The 16,720-nt window shown below is 74.0% G+C and carries 18 protein-coding genes; 11 read left to right on the top strand and 7 right to left on the bottom strand.

The annotated features are described in order from the left end of the window. Positions 1 to 53: 53 nt before the first annotated feature. Complete coding sequence (locus tag ACWEJ6_RS31115; RefSeq protein WP_452428342.1) at positions 54 to 944, top strand: hypothetical protein; 891 nt, start codon at positions 54 to 56, stop codon at positions 942 to 944. 387 nt (positions 945 to 1,331) lie between these two features. Here the strand turns inward: ACWEJ6_RS31115 and ACWEJ6_RS31110 are convergent, their stop codons facing one another. Further along, the gene (locus ACWEJ6_RS31110) at positions 1,332 to 1,793 is read right to left on the bottom strand and encodes a VOC family protein (RefSeq protein WP_452428340.1); all 462 of its coding nucleotides are present in this window, start codon (positions 1,791 to 1,793) and stop codon (positions 1,332 to 1,334) included. 49 nt (positions 1,794 to 1,842) lie between these two features. Next, positions 1,843 to 2,772, bottom strand: coding sequence for a LysR family transcriptional regulator (locus ACWEJ6_RS31105; RefSeq protein ID WP_387670152.1), 930 nt, complete (start codon positions 2,770 to 2,772; stop codon positions 1,843 to 1,845). A gap of 72 nt (positions 2,773 to 2,844) precedes the next feature. On the opposite strand from ACWEJ6_RS31105, the gene ACWEJ6_RS31100 reads away from it, so the two are divergent. From ACWEJ6_RS31100 to ACWEJ6_RS31085, 4 genes are all read left to right on the top strand, one after another. Then, on the top strand, positions 2,845 to 3,792 hold the full coding sequence (locus ACWEJ6_RS31100; protein WP_452428338.1) for an NAD-dependent epimerase/dehydratase family protein: 948 nt from the start codon (positions 2,845 to 2,847) through the stop codon (positions 3,790 to 3,792). 6 nt (positions 3,793 to 3,798) lie between these two features. Continuing rightward, entirely contained in the window at positions 3,799 to 4,671 is an 873-nt protein-coding gene (locus ACWEJ6_RS31095; protein ID WP_452428336.1) for an aldo/keto reductase, read from the top strand. A gap of 60 nt (positions 4,672 to 4,731) precedes the next feature. After that, on the top strand, positions 4,732 to 5,775 hold the full coding sequence (locus ACWEJ6_RS31090) for a response regulator transcription factor (RefSeq protein WP_452428334.1): 1,044 nt from the start codon (positions 4,732 to 4,734) through the stop codon (positions 5,773 to 5,775). 87 nt (positions 5,776 to 5,862) lie between these two features. After that, a complete protein-coding gene (locus ACWEJ6_RS31085) occupies positions 5,863 to 6,585 on the top strand; it encodes a hypothetical protein (protein ID WP_387670144.1) in 723 nt (240 codons plus the stop codon). 71 nt (positions 6,586 to 6,656) lie between these two features. Here ACWEJ6_RS31085 and ACWEJ6_RS31080 read toward each other — a convergent pair whose 3' ends face one another. Then, positions 6,657 to 8,006 carry a S8 family peptidase gene (locus tag ACWEJ6_RS31080; protein ID WP_452428332.1) on the bottom strand — a complete coding sequence of 450 codons (1,350 nt, stop codon included), beginning with the start codon at positions 8,004 to 8,006 and terminating at the stop codon, positions 6,657 to 6,659. 91 nt (positions 8,007 to 8,097) lie between these two features. After that, positions 8,098 to 9,066, bottom strand: coding sequence for an EamA family transporter (locus ACWEJ6_RS31075; RefSeq protein ID WP_452428330.1), 969 nt, complete (start codon positions 9,064 to 9,066; stop codon positions 8,098 to 8,100). Positions 9,067 to 9,279: 213 nt separating this feature from the next. On the opposite strand from ACWEJ6_RS31075, the gene ACWEJ6_RS31070 reads away from it, so the two are divergent. Together ACWEJ6_RS31070 and lexA are read left to right on the top strand one after the other, a co-directional pair. After that, on the top strand, positions 9,280 to 10,101 hold the full coding sequence (locus ACWEJ6_RS31070; RefSeq protein WP_452428328.1) for a CPBP family intramembrane glutamic endopeptidase: 822 nt from the start codon (positions 9,280 to 9,282) through the stop codon (positions 10,099 to 10,101). Then, positions 10,098 to 10,757, top strand: a complete 660-nt coding sequence (gene lexA, locus ACWEJ6_RS31065; RefSeq protein ID WP_397164039.1) for a transcriptional repressor LexA — start codon at positions 10,098 to 10,100, stop codon at positions 10,755 to 10,757. The genes ACWEJ6_RS31070 and lexA overlap by 4 nt, the downstream gene beginning before the upstream one ends. Before the next feature lie 24 nt (positions 10,758 to 10,781). On the opposite strand, the gene ACWEJ6_RS31060 is transcribed toward lexA, so the two are convergent. Then, the gene (locus tag ACWEJ6_RS31060; protein ID WP_387670134.1) at positions 10,782 to 11,396 is read right to left on the bottom strand and encodes a peptide deformylase; all 615 of its coding nucleotides are present in this window, start codon (positions 11,394 to 11,396) and stop codon (positions 10,782 to 10,784) included. Between the two features lie 172 nt (positions 11,397 to 11,568). On the opposite strand from ACWEJ6_RS31060, the gene ACWEJ6_RS31055 reads away from it, so the two are divergent. The 4 genes from ACWEJ6_RS31055 (at position 11,569) to ACWEJ6_RS31040 (ending at position 15,260) form a co-directional block, all read left to right on the top strand. Further along, positions 11,569 to 12,483 carry a hypothetical protein gene (locus ACWEJ6_RS31055; RefSeq protein WP_452428325.1) on the top strand — a complete coding sequence of 305 codons (915 nt, stop codon included), beginning with the start codon at positions 11,569 to 11,571 and terminating at the stop codon, positions 12,481 to 12,483. Between the two features lie 200 nt (positions 12,484 to 12,683). Then, positions 12,684 to 13,730 carry a methyltransferase gene (locus tag ACWEJ6_RS31050; RefSeq protein ID WP_452428323.1) on the top strand — a complete coding sequence of 349 codons (1,047 nt, stop codon included), beginning with the start codon at positions 12,684 to 12,686 and terminating at the stop codon, positions 13,728 to 13,730. Between the two features lie 66 nt (positions 13,731 to 13,796). After that, entirely contained in the window at positions 13,797 to 14,636 is an 840-nt protein-coding gene (locus ACWEJ6_RS31045; protein WP_452428321.1) for a GNAT family N-acetyltransferase, read from the top strand. A 129-nt stretch (positions 14,637 to 14,765) separates the two neighbouring features. Further along, positions 14,766 to 15,260 (top strand): PepSY domain-containing protein, encoded by a 495-nt coding sequence (locus ACWEJ6_RS31040; protein WP_452428319.1) that lies wholly within the window; start codon positions 14,766 to 14,768, stop codon positions 15,258 to 15,260. Positions 15,261 to 15,456: 196 nt separating this feature from the next. On the opposite strand, the gene ACWEJ6_RS31035 is transcribed toward ACWEJ6_RS31040, so the two are convergent. Together ACWEJ6_RS31035 and ACWEJ6_RS31030 are read right to left on the bottom strand one after the other, a co-directional pair. After that, entirely contained in the window at positions 15,457 to 16,068 is a 612-nt protein-coding gene (locus ACWEJ6_RS31035) for a class I SAM-dependent methyltransferase (RefSeq protein ID WP_397164050.1), read from the bottom strand. Next, positions 16,065 to 16,679: a TIGR04282 family arsenosugar biosynthesis glycosyltransferase gene (locus tag ACWEJ6_RS31030; protein WP_452428317.1), complete on the bottom strand. Its 615-nt coding sequence runs from the start codon at positions 16,677 to 16,679 to the stop codon at positions 16,065 to 16,067. The genes ACWEJ6_RS31035 and ACWEJ6_RS31030 overlap by 4 nt, the downstream gene beginning before the upstream one ends. Between the last annotated feature and the right edge of the window lie 41 nt (positions 16,680 to 16,720).

Here is a 16,720-nt window from a genome sequence, read left to right as displayed (position 1 = left end):
ACCACGGCAGCTACTCATGCGTCTCCCTCTGGTCACCTTCCGTAGGAGTCGCGATGTCGTACCAGTACGGTCCGCCGCAAGGTTCTCCCCGCGGCGGCTACCCGCCCCAGGGCCCACCAGGACCGCCGTACGGACCCGGCGGCTACGGCTTCCCTCCGCCTCAACCACCGCCGCACCGCAGAAAGAACAACTACACAGGCCTCAAGGTGGCCGCCGGCATCGTGGGCGGGATAGTCGTCTTCCTGATCGTGATCGGAGTCATCGGCGCCGCACTCGGAGGAGCATCCGAAAGGGGCCGGGAACGGCTGACGGTCGCGGAGCATACGCCGGCCACCGCAGAGAGCCAGGAACCGGCCGCTGACTCGGAGACGCCGGCGGACGCAACTCCGACGCCATCGCCGACACCGACGGCGGTGAAGCCGCGCACATATCGCGGTGTCGGCGACAAAGTGATCAAGGTGAGGGAAACCGAGGACATCCTGTTGGCGACGCTCACACATCAGGGGACGTCGAACTTCATCGTCAACCCGCTCGACCCGGGCGGCGCCGAGCAGGCGACGATCGTGAACGAGATCGGCAACTACCGAGGCACGATCCTCGTGAACGAGGAAAACGGGAAGGTGCTGCGCGGCTTCAAGATCAAGGCCGATGGGGCATGGACGCTGACGCTCAAGCCGCTCGTCATGGCCCGCCAGTGGACGAACGCACGCGTGTCAGGGCGCGGTGACGACGTGCTGCTGTTGTCGCCGGCCAGTTCGGGCCTGACCACGGTGAAGGTCAATCACTCAGGGAGCAGCAACTTCATCGTGCACTCCTACAGTGAAGGGTCAGGGGAAGGGCTGATCAACGAGATCGGCTCCTACCGGGGCGAAGTGCTACTGCCCGACGGCACGCTCCTGGTGACGATTCAAGCGGACGGCCGATGGACGTTCACCAAGTCCTGACCTTCGTCCAGGTACCCGGCGTGTGCCACGTCACTGCTGGAGGCTGGGTGGACCTTGCCATTCGATCTCCGGGATGACCGAGCGTGCTCTCTGTATGCGCCATGAAAGGAGCCGCGGATGGGGGAGCGGCAGCAAGGGTGGCGTCCCACGCGTCTGCCGCACGGTCGACGTGTTCGCGCAGCTTCATGCCGTCGAGGCGCCCGGCCTCGTCAAGACGATGTTGCCCAGCTTTCGGCCTGACCGCCGGGTAGGCTCCCTCACCCGATCCGCCCGCTTCCGACTAATCCATGACATCTTCTATGAGGGCACGGATGATGGGCCGAGTGCCCTGGTCGTGCCCTCGAAGAGGTCCGGGTAGCTGTTTACGCCGGTAGATGCCCTGGATGGTCAGTCGAGGCAGAACTCGTTGCCCTCGGGGTCGGTCATCACGATGTGGCCGGCGGCGAACGGGGGCTCGGGCTCGTGTCGCCGCACCCGCGTCGCGCCCAGCCCGACCAGCCGCTCGCACTCGGCCTCCAGCGCCGCCATCCGCTCCTCGCCGCGCAGCCCGGGAGCCGCCCGGACGTCGAGGTGCACGCGGTTCTTGGCGGTCCTGCCCTCCGGCACCCGCTGGAAGAACACCCGGGGGCCCCGGCCCTCGGGGTCCTCGATGGCCGACCGCGTGTCGCGCTCCTCCTCGGGGACGCCCATCCCGGCCAGGAAGTCGTCCCAGGCGGCCAGCGGGTCGGCGCCCTGCGGCAGCTCGACCCCGGGCGGGCCGGGGTGGACGTAGCCCAGCGCGTCACGCCAGAACGTCGACAGCGCCTTCGGGTCGTGGGCGTCGAAGGTGATCTGGACATGGCGGCTCATATGAATCACTCCGTTCGGTGCGGGAAAGGTTCCCCGGGACACTGTGACATCACCGGCGGACAGGATCGGTCCGCTGCCGTCCCAGTGCCGCGGCCTCCTCGCGCAGCCACTCGACCAGCGTCGGCACCAGCGGGTGGTCGCGCCGCGGGGCGGTGGCGATCCCGAGGTAGCGGGCCGGGCGCGGCGGGTTCAGCGGCACGACGGCCAGGCCGGGCGTGTCGCGCGCCAGGCAGATGGACGGCACCAGGCTGACGCCCAGCCCGGCCGCCGTGAGCGCCTGCGCCAGGTGGTAGTCGGTGGTGGAGCCGCTGACCCGCAGCTCGAACCCGGCCGCGGCGGCGTACCCCCGCAGGAACGCCTCGGTCTTGGAGCAGCCGATCACCCACGGCTGCTCGGCCAGCTCGGTCAGGTCCAGCGACGCCCGGCCGGCCAGCGGATGGGCGGCCGGCAGCGCCACCGACAGCGGGTCCTCGGCCAGCGGCGTCCAGGCCAGCCCCGTGCGGTCGCCGGGCAGCACCGGCAGCGGCCCGTCGAAGTGGTAGGCGATGGCCAGGTCCGCCTCGCCGCGCCGGACCAGCGGCAGGCTGTCCTCCGGTTCCCGCTCGACCACGTTCGTCGCGACGTCGGGATGGGCGGCGACGAACCGCGCCAGCACGCCGGGCAGCAACGCGCGGCCGCCGCTGGTGAAGGTGGCCACGGTCAGCCGCCGGCGCCCCGAGGCCAGCTCGTCGATCCGCTCCCGGGCGTGCCGCAGCTCGGCCGCGATCGTCTCGGCCGTCTCCACCAGCAGCCGGCCCGGCTCGGTGAGGGCCACGCCGCGGGTGCTGCGGGTGACGACCGGGGTGCCGAGCTGCCGTTCCAGCGCGGCGATCTGCTGCGAGACGGCGGACGGCGTGAGCAGCATCGCGGCCGCCGCCCGGTTGAAGCTGCCGTGCGCGGCCACCTCCCGCAGCACCCTGAGCCGATGGGCGTCGATCAACAGTTCTCCTTAACACGAGGCCAGCAAGTCACCACTACCACTGCTGACGCCGCCCGGGCCAGTCTTGGCCGCATGCGACACATCTGCGTCATCGGCGGCAACCGCTACTTTGGCCGCCGCCTGATCCGCCTGCTGCTGACCGGCGGGGACCGCGTGACCGTGGTCAACCGGGGCTCGGCCGCGCCGCCGACCGGGGCCGAGCACGTCGTCGCCGACCGGGCGGACGCGGCGGCCCTCGCCCGCGCCCTGGACGGCCGGACCTTCGACGCCGTCGTGGACCAGGTCTGCTACACGCCCTCGCACGCCGACGTCGCCCGCCGGGTCTTCGCCGGCCGCACCGCCCGCTACGTGATGACCTCCACCATGGAGGTCTACGACCCGGCCACCTCGCCGTCCCTGCTGCCCCCGGCCGCGGCCCCGGTCCGCGAGGAGACGGTCGAGGCCGCGTCCTGGCCGGTGGACCGCGGCCTGCCGTGGGGATCGCCGGACGCCCTGTCCCGGGTGCTCGGCGAGGCGGCCGCGTACGCGGAGGGCAAACGCCAGGCCGAGGCCGTGTTCGCCCGGGACCCGGCCTTCCCGTTCCTCGCCGTGCGCAGCGCCCACGTGCTCGGCGGCGGGGACGCCGACTTCACCGGACGGCTGCGCCACTACGTGGACCGCGTACGCGCCGGGCTGCCGGTCGCCGTGCACCGCGACCCGGCCCCCACGTCGTTCGTCCACCACGCGGAGATCGCCGCGTTCCTGCACTGGGCGGCGACGGGCACCGACGTCACCGGCGCGCTCAACGCCGCCTCGCCCGACACGCTGACCGTCACCGGCCTGTGCGCGGCCGTCGCCGCCGCGACCGGCTCGCCGGCGCCCGTCCACCGCGTGGTGACCGGCGGCGAGCCCGCCTCGCCGTTCTCCTTCGACCGCTCCTACGCCATCGACGCCGGCCGGGCCGCCGCGCTCGGCTTCACGTTCACCGACGTCGCGGCCTGGCTGCCGCGAGCCGTCGCCGACCTCCTCCCGGAAGGCTGACCGACCATGATCACCCGCCGCATCGGAACCGCCGAGGTCGGCGCCGTCGGCCTGGGCGCCATGCCGCTGTCCATCGAGGGCCGTCCGGACCGCGTCCGCGCGATCGCCACCGTGCACGCCGCCCTCGACGCCGGCCTCACCCTCATCGACACGGCCGACTCCTACCACTGGCACGCCGGCGAGCGCGGCCACAACGAGGAGCTCGTCGCCGAGGCGCTGGCCACCTGGTCCGGCGACGCCTCCGGCGTGCTGGTCGCCACGAAGGGCGGGCGCGGCCGTCCCGGCGACGGCTCCTGGACGGTCGACGGCCGTCCCGACCGCCTCAGGGCCGCCTGCGAGGGCTCCCTGCGCCGCCTGCGCGTCGAGGCGATCGGCCTCTACCAGCTGCACAAGCCCGACCCGGACGTCCCGTGGGCGGAGTCGGTGGGCGCGCTGCGCGACCTCCTCGACGTGGGCCTCATCCGCGCGGCCGGCGTCTCCAACGTGACCTGCGAGCAGATCCACGAGGCCAGGGCCGTCCTCGGTGACTCCCTGGTCTCCGTGCAGAACCGCTACAGCCCTCAACACCGCGACAGCCTGCCCGAGCTGCGGCTGTGCGACCGCCTCGGCATCGCCTTCCTGCCGTGGAGCCCTCTCGGCGGCATCGCCCGCAGCGCCCTGGACGGCCCCGGCGCCGCCCCGCCCCGCACCCCCTTCCACGAGGTGGCCGAGGAACGCGGCCGCACCCCGCAGCAGGTCTGCCTGGCCTGGCACCTGGCCCACTCCGAGCACGTCGTCCCCATCCCGGGCGCCACCCGGCCGGAGTCGGTGCGGGCGTCGGCGGAGGCGACGGCCCTGAAACTGACCGAGGACGAGCTGCGGCGGCTGAATGTGACCTGACGTAGCCGAATGACTACCCTGTGCTTGCCGGGCAGGGGTGCGGCGTGCTGACCTGGCCGCGTGAGCTCATGCCAGGACCGCGTGCTCCACGAGGTGCGCACCCTGATGGACCGGGGCGTCGCGGCCGAGCACGTCGGCGCCGCCGTGTCCGCCGCCATCGCCCCGCTGCTGCCGCACGACGCGCTGAGGCTGGTCGGCACCAGCCCGGCGACCGGGCTCGGGCAGGGCTCGTTCAGCTTCTGGCACCGCTACGAACGCGAGCTGGCCGTCTCCCTGCTCGCCCACCGCCGCGCCCACGGCGACCCGTGCCGGCCCGCGTCGCTGGCCCGGCTGCGGGTGCCGGTCGCGGTGGCCGGCGCCGCGGAGGGGGCGCGGCGGGCGTTCGCGGCCTGCGGCGCCTCCTGCGAGCTGCGGCTGCTGCTGCGTGACGGGCGCGGCGGCGTGTGGGGCCTGCTCGGGCTGGTCCGCGCCTGCGACGCCGTGCCGTTCACCGAGGACGACCGGCGCAGGGCGACGCTGCTCGCCCCGGCCCTGATGACCGCGCTGCGCAGGTACGTCACCGCCGCCCCGCTCGCCCCCACCGTGCCCGCCCTGCCCGCCGGGGTGATCGTCGTCGGCCCCGACCGCGGCGTCCGCGCCGTGACGCCGCAGGCCCACGCGTGGCTCGACCGGCTGCGCCGCCCCGACCGGCACGGCCCGCACGCCTGGCTGGCCGACACGTTCGTCACCGCCCTGGCCGCCGACGCCGCCGAGCACGCGCGCGGCACGGACGCCGGACGGCCGATCATCTGCGCCCCCGCGGCCCGGTACGGCCGCTGGCTCGCCGTCGAGGGCCAGACCCTGGACGAGGACGGCACGGGCGAGGTGGCCGTGGTGATCCAGGCGGCGACCGGCGGCCTGCTGCTGCCCTCGTTCTGCGACTGGTACGCCCTCACCCCGCGCGAACGCGGCGTCCTCGACCTGCTGTGCGCCGGAGCCGCGCCGAAGCAGATCGCCCGGCTGCTCGACCTGTCCGGGCACACCGTGCACGACCACCTCAAAGCGATCTTCCGCAAGACCGGCGCGAGCGGCCGGGACGAGCTCATGGCCGCCTTCACCGCCTGACCGCCATCCCCAACACTGGGGGGCTGCCCGCGCCGCCGCCCCGCCCGACCATGAGGGAGTACGCAGCACTACCAAGGGGAGGCACCCGTGACCCAGATCTCAACCCCCGCCCGCCGCCAGGTCGAGCGCTTCCTGGACTTCTCCGACCACGTCGGGGGCCTGGAGGAGGCCGACGTGCTGGCCCTCCTGCGCGACCACGACATCACCACGCTGGAGCAGCTCGTCGCCAAGGCGGTCAGGGCGCCGCGCTCGGCCAAGCCCGTGCCGGCGGACCCCGCCAGGGCGCTGGCCCGGCCCCGGGCCGCGGCGGCGCTCGCCAACGCGCCCATCACCCACCCCGCGCCCGCCATGGCGGTGGTCGTGGACGGCGTCGAGCACGACCCGGCGGACCTGACCCGGTTCGACGGCCGCCCGCTGACCTACCTCTACCACCCCGAGCGCCTGACGGCGGTCACCGACGACACCGCGGTCAACGGCGCGCTGTGGGCCGCGGCGCTGCTGCGCGACCCGCGTCCGGCCACGCGGGGCGAGGTGCAGATGTTCGAGCACGTCGAGTACGCCGGCGACTGGTTCTGGTGCCCGGCCCGCCAGGCGTACAACGACCTGACCGACGTCCACCACGGCCCGCTGCACCTGCACGACTGGAACGACGTCATCAGCTCCATGGGCGGGACGAACTGCACGGTCCGCTACTACGAGCACATCAACTTCGGCGGCAGCTCGCTGATCGTGCCGCCCTTCTCCGACATCCCGAACCTCGTCCCCAGCGGGTGGAACGACCGGATCTCCTCGGTCTGGAACCACGGCTGACCCTTCGTCCACCGGCCCTCCCCGGCGGACGGCGGCGCCGCGTACCCACGGGTGCGCGGCGCCGTCGCGGTTCAGGCGGCCCTGGTGCGGTGCGAGCGGAGCGCGGCCAGGACGCCGGCGGGGTTGACGATGCCGTACCCGTAGTCGTGGTCGAAGCCGACCGTGCTGCGGTCCTCGGCGGTGCGGTTGAGCAGCGTGCGAAGCTGCGCGGGCGACAATTTGGTGGACGGGTGGCGGGTGCGCAGGGCGGCGATGACGCCGGCCACCACGGGGCAGGAGGTGGAGGTGCCGGTGTCGGGCGTGCCGGAACCGCTGGCCTCGGAGCCGGCGTAGTGGGTGTAGGCGGCCAGGTCGGGCTTGTGGTCGCCCAGCCGGGCCGGCCCCTGCGAGGAGTAGCCGACGCGCTCGCCGTGGGTGTCGACCCCGGCCACCGTGACCACCTTCGGATGGCCGTTGCCGCCCACGATGTCGGTGAACCCGCAGCTCGCCGCCGGGCAGTCGCGTCCGCAGTTGCCCGCCGCGAACACGATGTCGGCCCCGGCGTGCTCCAGGCTGGAGATCATGACGTTGAACGGGTGCATCGGGTTGTCGGAGTAGTTGCCGGGGTGGCCGGGCGGGAAGTCCTGCTCCGGGTTGTACAGGCCCCAGCTGTTGCTGACGACCAGCGAGCGGGACTCGGCCGGCATGGCCTCCAGGAGCCCGCGCAGGTGGGTGTAGGCGGCCACGGCGTCGGACAGCATGCCCTCGACCGCGCCCTTCCTGCTCTGCAGGACGGCGATGTCGAGCAGCGTCGAGCGCGGGGCGGCGAGCTGGGTGTTGAAGGCGCACAGGCTGCCGTGCTCCACCGGGTAGCGCCCCGGCGTGGGCGTGACGCCGGGCGGGGCCCAGCTGTGCCCGGCGTCCAGGGTGACCTGGCGGCCGAGCTTGGTGCTCACGTGGTCGGCGTTGACGCCGCCGTCCACCACCGCCAGGTTGACGCCGTGGCCGTCGTAGCCGGCCGCGCGCAGGTCGGAGGCGTGCAGCAGCCGTTCGACGTCGTGCCAGTCGCCGACCGGGCCGGTGTCGGCGCAGGTCAGGTTCGGATGGATGGACGGGTCGGCGAACACGCCGACGACCTCGCGTACGGACGACGACAACAACGCCAGCCTGGACGGCACGTCGTCGTCGGAGAGCTCGCCGCGCACGAGCACGCTGGCGTGCTCGGCCGACAGGGAGAAGCCCAGCGGCCGGTTGAGCGACGACAGCAGGCCGCCCGAGTGCGGGGCGGGCAGCGCGCGCGGCAGGGCCACCGGCGCGAACGCCTGGTCCAGGACGATTCCCGGCAGCTCTCCTGCCACGTCGGCGACCGTGGCGGTCACGCCGGGGTCGAGGACGGCTTCGACGGTTTCACGGGCGGGGCGGAGCTGGATCAGGACACGCAAAGCTCCACCTCCTTCCTCGGGACGGGGATGGGACAGTCGTTGCTTCCCCTTGTAAATACCCGCTGTAGTGAATTAACTACTTACAGTAGTGTCAGCACTTCATTGCTCCCGAGGTCACCTCTTTGTCGCCGTCCAGCCCCGTCGCCCGGGATGGTCGTGTGCGGCGGGTCGCGGTCTGGGCGAGGAGCGCGCCGGACAGCACGATCACGCCGCCCGCGATCTGCAGCCCGCCCAGGCCCTCGCCGAGCACCCCCCAGGCCGCCAGCGCGCCGCCGATGACCTCCAGCGACGCCACCGTGGCGCCCACGGCGGCCGACAGCCGTCGCACCGCGTTCACCCCGAGGATGTAGGCCACCACGCTGGCGACCGCCACCATCCACGCGAAGGCCACCGGCACGGGCAGCGTCAGGGCGCCGGGCGCGGGAGTGGCGGACGTCGTGAACGCCTCCCACCGCAGCGCCCACGGGCGGGCGACCGGGACCAGCGCCACGGCCGCGCCCGCCATGCCCCAGGCGACCAGCCCGAGCGGGTCGACGTCGTCCCCGAAGCTGTCGTTCATCAGGAAGTATCCGGCGGAGCAGGCCGCGGCCAGCAGGCCGAGGGCCAGGCCCAGCGCGTCCAGCCGCAGGTCGTGCCAGACCTCGGCGACGATCCCGAGGCCGGCCAGGGCGACGAGCGCCCCCGCGTAGGCCGCCCGGGGCAGCCGGACCTTCCGGACCAGCCGCACCCAGGCCGCCACCATGACCGGGGCCATGTAGACCAGCAGCAGGGCGACCCCCACGGGCAGACGGGTGATCGCCGCGAAGTACAGCGACTGCACCCCGGCCACCGCCACGACCGCGTACAACGCGAAGAACGGCCACCTGGCCCGTGGGATGCGCAACGCCGCGGGCCGGACCACGGCCAGCACGCCCAGCAGCAGGAGCCCGGCCGCCGCCATCCGCGCCCACACGGCCTCGATCGGCGTCAGCCCGGCCGCGACGAGGTACTTGGCCATCGGCCCCGAGAACGCGAAACACGACGAGGACCCGAACGCGAGCGCGAGCCCCGCATACCTCATACCGCACCACCAGCGCCGTCATCACTGCCTGCCAGGAAGCCACGACCCTGACACGCGCCCCGGCACGGGCGCAACGCGATTACCGGCTCTCAGCCGGTGGTCGTAGTCCCCGGGTGGCAGAGGCGGGGCGGCGATTCGGATCTTCGGCCGATGGGCGGCGGGAGCAGGCTCCTGAACACTTGGCGGGGCCCGCTCCCGGAGGAAGGTCCGCCCGTGTTCCGACAGCTCGACGACCGCGTCACGTCGATCGTCTACATCGTCCTCGTGCTCGCCGTCTCGGCCGGCACCGCGCGCGTCGCGGAGGGGCTCGTCCTGGCCCTGTCGCCGCTGCTCACCGTGCTGGTGCTGCTGTTCGTCGTCACCCGGGAGGGGTTCTCCAGGGACGGGCTGCGCCGCCTCGGCCTCGGCCGGGCCGGGCTGCGCGCCTGGCCGGCCGCCGTCGCCGCCACCGCCGGGGTGTGCCTGCTGGCCACGGCGGGCGCGGTCGTCCTGGGGTTCGGACGGTTCACCGCGCCGCGGGGCGACTGGGCGCAGTCGGTGGCGGCCGTGCTCGTCACCGGGCCGATCCTGGCCTTCGCCGAGGAGATCGGCTGGCGGGGCTACCTGCAGCCCCGGCTCGCCTGGCTGGGGGAGCGCACGTCCATGCTCGTCGCCGGGGTGGTGTGGATCGCCTGGCATCTGCCGTACATCCTGTTCACGCCGTACTACCACGCCGAGGGCGCGCGGGCCGTCGTGCTGCCGCTGTTCGGCGGGTCGGTGATCGCGTTCTCGTTCCTCTTCGGGTACCTGCGGGTCATGTCCGGCAGCGTGTGGCCGGCCGTGCTGGCCCACTTCGCGCACAACGCGACGTTCGCCCTGCTGCTGGAGCACGCCGTCATCACCGACCGGCCCGTGGTGGTGGCCGAGTACCTGGCCGGCGACACCGGGCTGTTCGTCCTGGCGGGCACGGCGGCCTGCGCCCTCGCGGCCGGGATCGCCCGTTCCGCCGGAGGCCGCCACCGCACCGGCCGGCCGGCCTCTAGCATTCCCCTGTGACCACCTACGACGACCATGACACGTTCGAGCACCTGAACGTCTCGGCCCTGCCGCAACGACAGCAGCGGATCCTGGCCACGATCCGCGACTGGGTGGTCAGACACGGATACCCGCCGAGCACCCGCGAGCTGGCCCAGGCGGTCGGGCTGCGCTCGCCCTCGTCGGTCTCGAAACACCTGAGGAGCCTGGAGGAGCAGGGCTTCCTCAGCCGCGGCGCGACGATGACCCGCCCGATCGACGTGCGCCTGTTCCTGCGGCCGCCGTCGGCCGAGCCGCCCGCCGAGCTGGTGAGCGTCCCCGTGGTCGGCGACATCGCCGCGGGCGCGCCCATCCTCGCCGACGAGCACCTCGACGACACCCTGACCCTGCCCCGCGACCTCACCGGCCGCGGCACCGTGTTCGGCCTGCGGGTGCGCGGCGACTCGATGGTCGAGGCGGCCATCTGCGACGGCGACATCGTGGTGGTGCGGCAGCAGCCCGAGGCGCACTCGGGGCAGATCGTCGCCGCCATGATCGACGGCGAGGCCACCGTGAAGGTCTACCGGCGGCGCGACGGGCACGTCCTGCTCGAACCGCGCAACCCCCGCTACGACGTCATCGACGGCGACCGCGCCGTGGTGCTGGGGATCGTGGTCTCGGTGATCCGCAGCGTGTGACCGGGAGCGTGTGACCCGGCGGCGTCAGGGGCGGGGGGCCAGGAGCCGTTCGTGGTTGGCGGTGGTCGACAACGAGCGGAGGTCGGCGCGGTCCAGGTAGATCGCGCCGTTCAGGTGGTCGGTCTCGTGCTGCGCGATGCGGGCCGGCCAGCCGGACAGCTCCTTCTCGTACGGGCGGCCGTCCCCGTCGAGGGCCGACAGCCGTACCCGCGCGTGCCTGGGCACGACGGCGGTCAGCCCCTCCACGCTGAGACACCCCTCGTAGAACGCCCGGAAGCCGGGGCCGAGGGGCGTCACGACGGGGTTGACCAGCTCCAGGGGCGGCTGCGGAACGCGTTCGCGCTCGGCGGCCAGGTCGGGCGGCAGCTCGGCCGGGTCCTCGATGACCGCCAGCGCCAGCGGGATGCCGACCTGCGGCGCGGCCAGGCCCACCCCCACGCCCGGCAGGTGCCGGAACATCGCGTCGAGCAGGTCGCGCAGGAGGGCGTCGGAGAGCTGGCCGTCGTACGGCTCGGCGGTCCGGCGCAGCACGGGGTCGCCGATCTGGGTGACCGACCAGGGCCTGGGGGAGGCGAGCAGGGCGTGCACCCGCTCGGTCAGCTCCTCGGCGCTCGGGCCGGTGCCGTTCAGGGGGCTCATGGGGGTCCTTCCGCTCGACGTCGCTCGCTCAGCAGACGGTAGAGCATGCGCGGTGACCCGGTTTCGGCGGTTCGGCGGGTAAAGAGGGCTGGAAACATTCATAGAGTAGTTGATCCACTGCAATGGGTAATGATCGCTGCGGATGATCACGTAACGTCGCAGGGAGACACCCATGTGCAAGAGAACGATCGCCGTCCTCGGCCTGGCCGCAACGGGGCTGCTGACGGCGGCGGGCCCGGCGGCGGCCGAGGACGGCAGCAGGGCCGCCGCTCCGTGCGTCGCCGCCCGGCTGGAGGTCACCGGCGGGCCCTCGGTCGCGGCGGGCGCGCTGCTCGACACCTCGGCCGTGCGGACGTTCCTGCAGGGGCTCGTCCGCCCGGCGGACCGGCCCGGGGCGCTCCCGCGGTCGGCGGACGCGTCGTTCGCCGAGGCCGCCGAGTTCCCCGGCGTGCTCGACGCCTTCCTGCTCGACGTCGAGCGGGAGATCGGGGTGAGCAGGCCGGACAGCGGCACGGAGGAGGCCGGGCCGGCCGCGGCGGACGGCGACACCCTGGCCCGGCGGATCCTGGAACCGCTCGTCGCCGCCGCCCTGGACTGCACCCCGGCCACCACCTCCCCGGCCGCCGACACGCCGGACACCGGCACGCCGGACACCGGCACGTCTGTCACCGGCACGTCGGACACCGGCACGTCGGACATCGGGGCGTCGGGGACCGGCTGGGCGGAGAGCGGGCTGCCGGACGCCGGGTCGTCGGCCGAGGCGGAGCCGGCGTCCCTGCTGGACGCCGCGGGAGCCACGGCGGTGCTCGAAGCGCTGGTCAACCGGCCCGAGACGTGCGTCACCGACGGCACCGCGACCATCCGCGCCGGCGACGACGGCATGTCGGTCACGAGCTCGTCGTCCCGGGTGTCGCTGCTCGACGCGCTCGGCGTCAGAAGGACGCTGGACGTCCTGACCGGCCGGCCCTCGGCGGCCTGCCCCGCTGCCGACGTGCCCCTGTCGGCGGCGACCACCGAGCAGGACCGGCCGAGGTCGCTCCTGGGCGGCCTCGGTCTCGGGGCCCTGTTCTCCAGGCTCCTGGGCTGACGCACCCCCGGAGGCCGCCCCGCGCCGGGGGTACGCGCGGGACGGGCCGGGGTTTCCGCATGGGACCGGCTGGGGTTTGCGCGCCGGCTGGGGTTTGCGCGCGGGACCTACTGGGCTTCTCGCGCGGGACCGGACGGGGCCGGGATCGCGTGGTAGGTTGCGGGCGAGCCTTGATCCTTTGGGAGAAGGGGGCTGCGGCCGTGACAGGCACCGGCGACGAGACCGTCCACCCGACGGCGTGGCAGGCGGCGTGGGAGGTGCTGGCCCCCGTCACGGACATGGTCACCCCGATGGCCGTGCGCGTCGCGGCCACCCTGCGCCTGACCGATCTGATGGGCGGCGACGAGCTGCCCGTCGAGGAGCTGGCCCGCCGGTCGGGCGCCGACGCCGACGCCCTGGGCCGGCTGCTGCGCCACCTGTCCTGCCACGGCGTCTACGCCGAACGGGAGCCCGGCGTGTTCGCGGTCAACGAGCCCGCCGCGCTGCTGGCCGCCGGCCACCCCTCCATGATGCGCGACCGGCTCGACCTCGACGGCTTCGGCGGGCAGATGGACGTCGCGTTCACCGGCCTGCTGCACACCGTCCGCACCGGACGGCCCGCGTGGGAGAGCGTGCACGGCGCCCCGATCTGGCACCATCTCGCCGCCCATCAGCAGGTCGGCGAGTCGTTCGACGCCCTGATGGCCGCCGGCGCCGACGACCTCACCGACGCGGCCGAGGGGTACGACTGGTCCGGCGTACGGCACGTGGTCGACGTCGGCGGCGGCACCGGCGCGCTGATCGCCGAGATGCTGAGCGCCCACCCGGGGCTGCGGGCCACGCTCGTCGACCTGCCGGACACGCTGGAGCGGGGCCGGCGGTACCTGACCGGGCTCGGGCTGGACGGGCGGTGCGCGTTCGCCGGCCAGAGCTTCTTCGAGCCGCTGCCCCCGGGCGGCGACGTCTACGTGCTCAGGCGCGTGATCCACGACTGGGACGACGCCGACGCCGAGCGCGTCCTGCGGCGCTGCGCCGACGCGGCCGGGCCGCACGGACGGGTCGTCGTGATCGAGTCCCGGGGCGGCGCCGGCGACGACCCGGCCATGTTCGCCGAGATGAACCTGCGCATGCTCGTGATCAGCGGCGGCCGGGAGCGCACCGTCGCCGACTACACCACGCTCGCCGACGCGGCCGGGCTCGACGTGGCCGGGGTGCGTCACACGCCGCTCGGCAACGTCGTCCTCGACTGCGTCCCCCGAAGCGGCTGACCGGCTCTCGTCCGGCGCGGCCCGCGTGGTGACATACTTGATCATCCGCACGCGAAGGAGACCACGGTGACCATCGAATGGGCCGCGCTGTCCGCCACGGACCTGCCGGCGATCGCCGAGCTGGCCGGCAGGTGCGCGGCGCGCGACGGCGGGCTCCCGGCCACCGCGTCGCCCTCCTTCCTGGAAGGCCGGTACGTCACCGACACCGCGGTGGGCGCGTTCATGGAGGGGCGGCTGGTCGCCTGCGGGGCCGTGCGGCCGGTGGGCGAGACGTCGGCGGCGACCGGCCTGGTCGACCCCGACCATCGCGGACGGGGGCTGGGGTCCGGCCTGCTCGACCGGCTGGCCGCCGAGCCCGGGAAGGTGCGGCTGGAGACCGAGTCGCTGACCCCGCAGGCGCACGAGCTCTTCCTGGCGCGCGGCTTCCGCCAGGCGTTCGCCGAGGACGTCTTCCGGTGCGACCTGACCCGGCCGCTGCCGGACGTCCCGATGCCGGCGCGGGTGACGGTCGAGGAGTGGTCCCCACTCACCGAAGGGGCCTTCCACCAGGCGTACTCCGCGTCCTTCGCGGACCGTCCGGGCTTTCCCGGGTGGACGCGGGAGCAGTGGGTGGACTGGCTGGTCGATGACGAGTTCCTGCCGGGGTGCTCGCTGGTGGCGTTCGAGGGCGACGTCGCCGTCGGCTTCGTGGCGTGCGCGGAGGAGTTCCTGATCCAGGTCGGGGCCGTGCCCGGGTGGCGGCGGCGCGGGCTGGCACGGGCGCTCGCCGTCGCGGCGCTCGGACGGATGCGCGAGGGCGGCGCCGGTCAGGTCTTCCTGGACGTCAACGTCAACAACCCGGCCTCGGCCGCGCTCTTCGGCGGTCTCGGGTTCGAGAAGATCGCCCGCCGCGCCCGTTACGAGTAGGTCCGTCGGGGTTGCGGAGGGCGTTCGGCGTCTTAACCGGACGTTAGGGTTCCCGCAGTTCGTCGCTATCGTCCCGGCGGCCACTCTGGGAGGCGTCAGGACGACGACCGAACGACGGAGTGATTCCGCATGCGTAAGCCCATGATCATCGCTGGACTGGCCACGGCCGGCGTGCTCGCCGCCGGCGTCGGCACCGCCTTCGCCACCGCCTCCACCCCCACCCCTGCCGGCACGTCCGCGCCCGCTCCGGCGGTCTCCCGGGAGCAGGCCGAGAAGACGGCGCTGGAGAAGGTGCCGGGCGGCAAGGTCACCTCGGCCGAGCTGGAGAACGAGGACGCCGGCCAGGTCTGGGAGATCGACATCGACGCCGCCGACGGCACCGAGCGCGAGATCACCGTGGACGCCGCCAAGGGCACCGTCCTCGCCGACGAGACCGACGACGAGACCGACGACCACGCTGACGACCACGCTGACGACCGCTCGGACGACAGCACGGACGCCCAGAAGACCGACCAGACCAACGACCAGACCGCCAAGAGCGACGACGACGCCGACGACCACGGCAAGACCGGCGGCGACAACGACGCCGACGACCACGGCAAGACCGGCGGCGACGACGACTGAGCGACGCCGACCGGCCGTCCCGAGCGGACGCTGATCCAGGCACGTCCTGGGCGGCCGCGGCTCGGCCGGACGCCGGTGCCGGCCGGGCCGCAGACGGTGGGCGGTGGGGCCTGGCCCGATGCCAGACCCCGTGAGTCGTGGGCGGCGGCTGGTTGGACGCCGGTGTCGGTGGGACGTGGGCGGTGAGGGCTGGAGGTCAGTGCAGGTGGGCCAGCCAGCGGCCGTGCGTCGGCCGGCAGTGGGCGGCCGTGAACCCGGCGTTCGCGGCCAGGCGCGCGATGTCGGCCGCCGAGACGGTCGCCCAGCCGAACCAGTCCCCGGCGCGCACGCCCACGCGCAGCCGTACCCGGTCGACCCGGCTGCGCGTCCACGGCGGTGCGAGCTCGGCCAGGACGGTGCCGCCCGGCCGTACGAGCTGCCGGACCCGCCGTAGCAGCGCCGCGGGGTCGCCGCCGATGCCGATGTTGCCGTCGGCGAGCAACGCCGTCGCCCACTGGCCGGTGCCCGGAACGTCGTCGAAGACGTCCCGCAGGAGGGCGAACCCGCCCGCCCGGCGGGTCAGGGCGACGGCGTGCGGCGTGACGTCGATGCCGAGCGAGGCGACGCCGCGCCGGGTCAGCGCCGCCGTGAGCCGGCCGGGGCCGGAGCCGATGTCCAGCGTGGGGCTGCGGCAGCGGCTCAGGATCTCCTCGTCGCCGTCGATCGGCGTGAACCAGCGCGCCGCCGCCAGGTCGGCGCGGGTGCCGTCCAGGTACTCGATCTCGGCGCGCTCACCCGCGAGCGCGGCCGCGTAGATCTCCCCGATCATCGGTGCAGCGTTCTGAGGGTGGTGGCGAAGCAGGAGGTGGGGGTCTGGCAGGCCACCTCGGTCGCCGCTGTGGCGGTGTCGACGTCGATCAGCTCGGGCAGGTGGTGGACGGCCAGCCCGGCGCGGACCAGCCGGTCGAGCTGGACCTTGCCGGTCTCCGGGTGCGACATGGGCACCCCGAGCAGCAGCGCCGGGTCCGGCCGCCGGAGCCCCAGCAGCCAGAAGCCGCCGTCGGCCGCCGGGCCGTACACCGCGTCGTGGTCGGCCAGCGCCTCCCCGGCCTCGCGCAGCAGCTCGGGCGTGACCTGCGGGGTGTCCATGCCGATGAGCACGACGGGCCCGGGCCGCAGCCGGTGGGCGTCGGCGAAGGCCGCCGCGAGGCGCTCGTCCAGGCCGGCGCCGCGTTGCGGGATCACCACGAAACCGGGGGGCAGCCAGCGGCCCGGCAGGCCGTCCAGAGCGAGGACCCGCTGGGCGGCCGGGGTCGCGGCGACGGCGCGCAGGCTGTCGCGGAGCGCGGCCTCGGCCAGCGCGGCGGCCTCGGCCGGACTGTACGGGGGCGTCAGCCGGGTCTTGACGCGCCCGGCCACGGGCTCCTTGGCGATGAGCACGATCTGCGGCAGATGCTCGAACGTGGGACGACTCAGCTTCC

It is taken from the genome of Nonomuraea sp. NPDC004702 (assembly GCF_053601695.1).
Note: the sequence above shows the minus strand (reverse complement) of the source record. Positions and strands in the feature narration are given on the sequence as shown.

Bases quoted from the DNA above. Each gene is read 5' to 3' on its own strand.
- ACWEJ6_RS31115 (WP_452428342.1), top strand. From the start codon at position 54: ATGTCGTACCAGTACGGTCCGCCGCAAGGTTCTCCCCGCGGCGGCTAC.
- ACWEJ6_RS31110 (WP_452428340.1), bottom strand. From the start codon at position 1,793: ATGAGCCGCCATGTCCAGATCACCTTCGACGCCCACGACCCGAAGGCG.
- ACWEJ6_RS31100 (WP_452428338.1), top strand. From the start codon at position 2,845: ATGCGACACATCTGCGTCATCGGCGGCAACCGCTACTTTGGCCGCCGC.
- ACWEJ6_RS31095 (WP_452428336.1), top strand. From the start codon at position 3,799: ATGATCACCCGCCGCATCGGAACCGCCGAGGTCGGCGCCGTCGGCCTG.
- ACWEJ6_RS31075 (WP_452428330.1), bottom strand. From the start codon at position 9,066: ATGAGGTATGCGGGGCTCGCGCTCGCGTTCGGGTCCTCGTCGTGTTTC.
- ACWEJ6_RS31060 (WP_387670134.1), bottom strand. From the start codon at position 11,396: ATGAGCCCCCTGAACGGCACCGGCCCGAGCGCCGAGGAGCTGACCGAG.
- ACWEJ6_RS31055 (WP_452428325.1), top strand. From the start codon at position 11,569: ATGTGCAAGAGAACGATCGCCGTCCTCGGCCTGGCCGCAACGGGGCTG.
- ACWEJ6_RS31040 (WP_452428319.1), top strand. From the start codon at position 14,766: ATGCGTAAGCCCATGATCATCGCTGGACTGGCCACGGCCGGCGTGCTC.
- ACWEJ6_RS31035 (WP_397164050.1), bottom strand. From the start codon at position 16,068: ATGATCGGGGAGATCTACGCGGCCGCGCTCGCGGGTGAGCGCGCCGAG.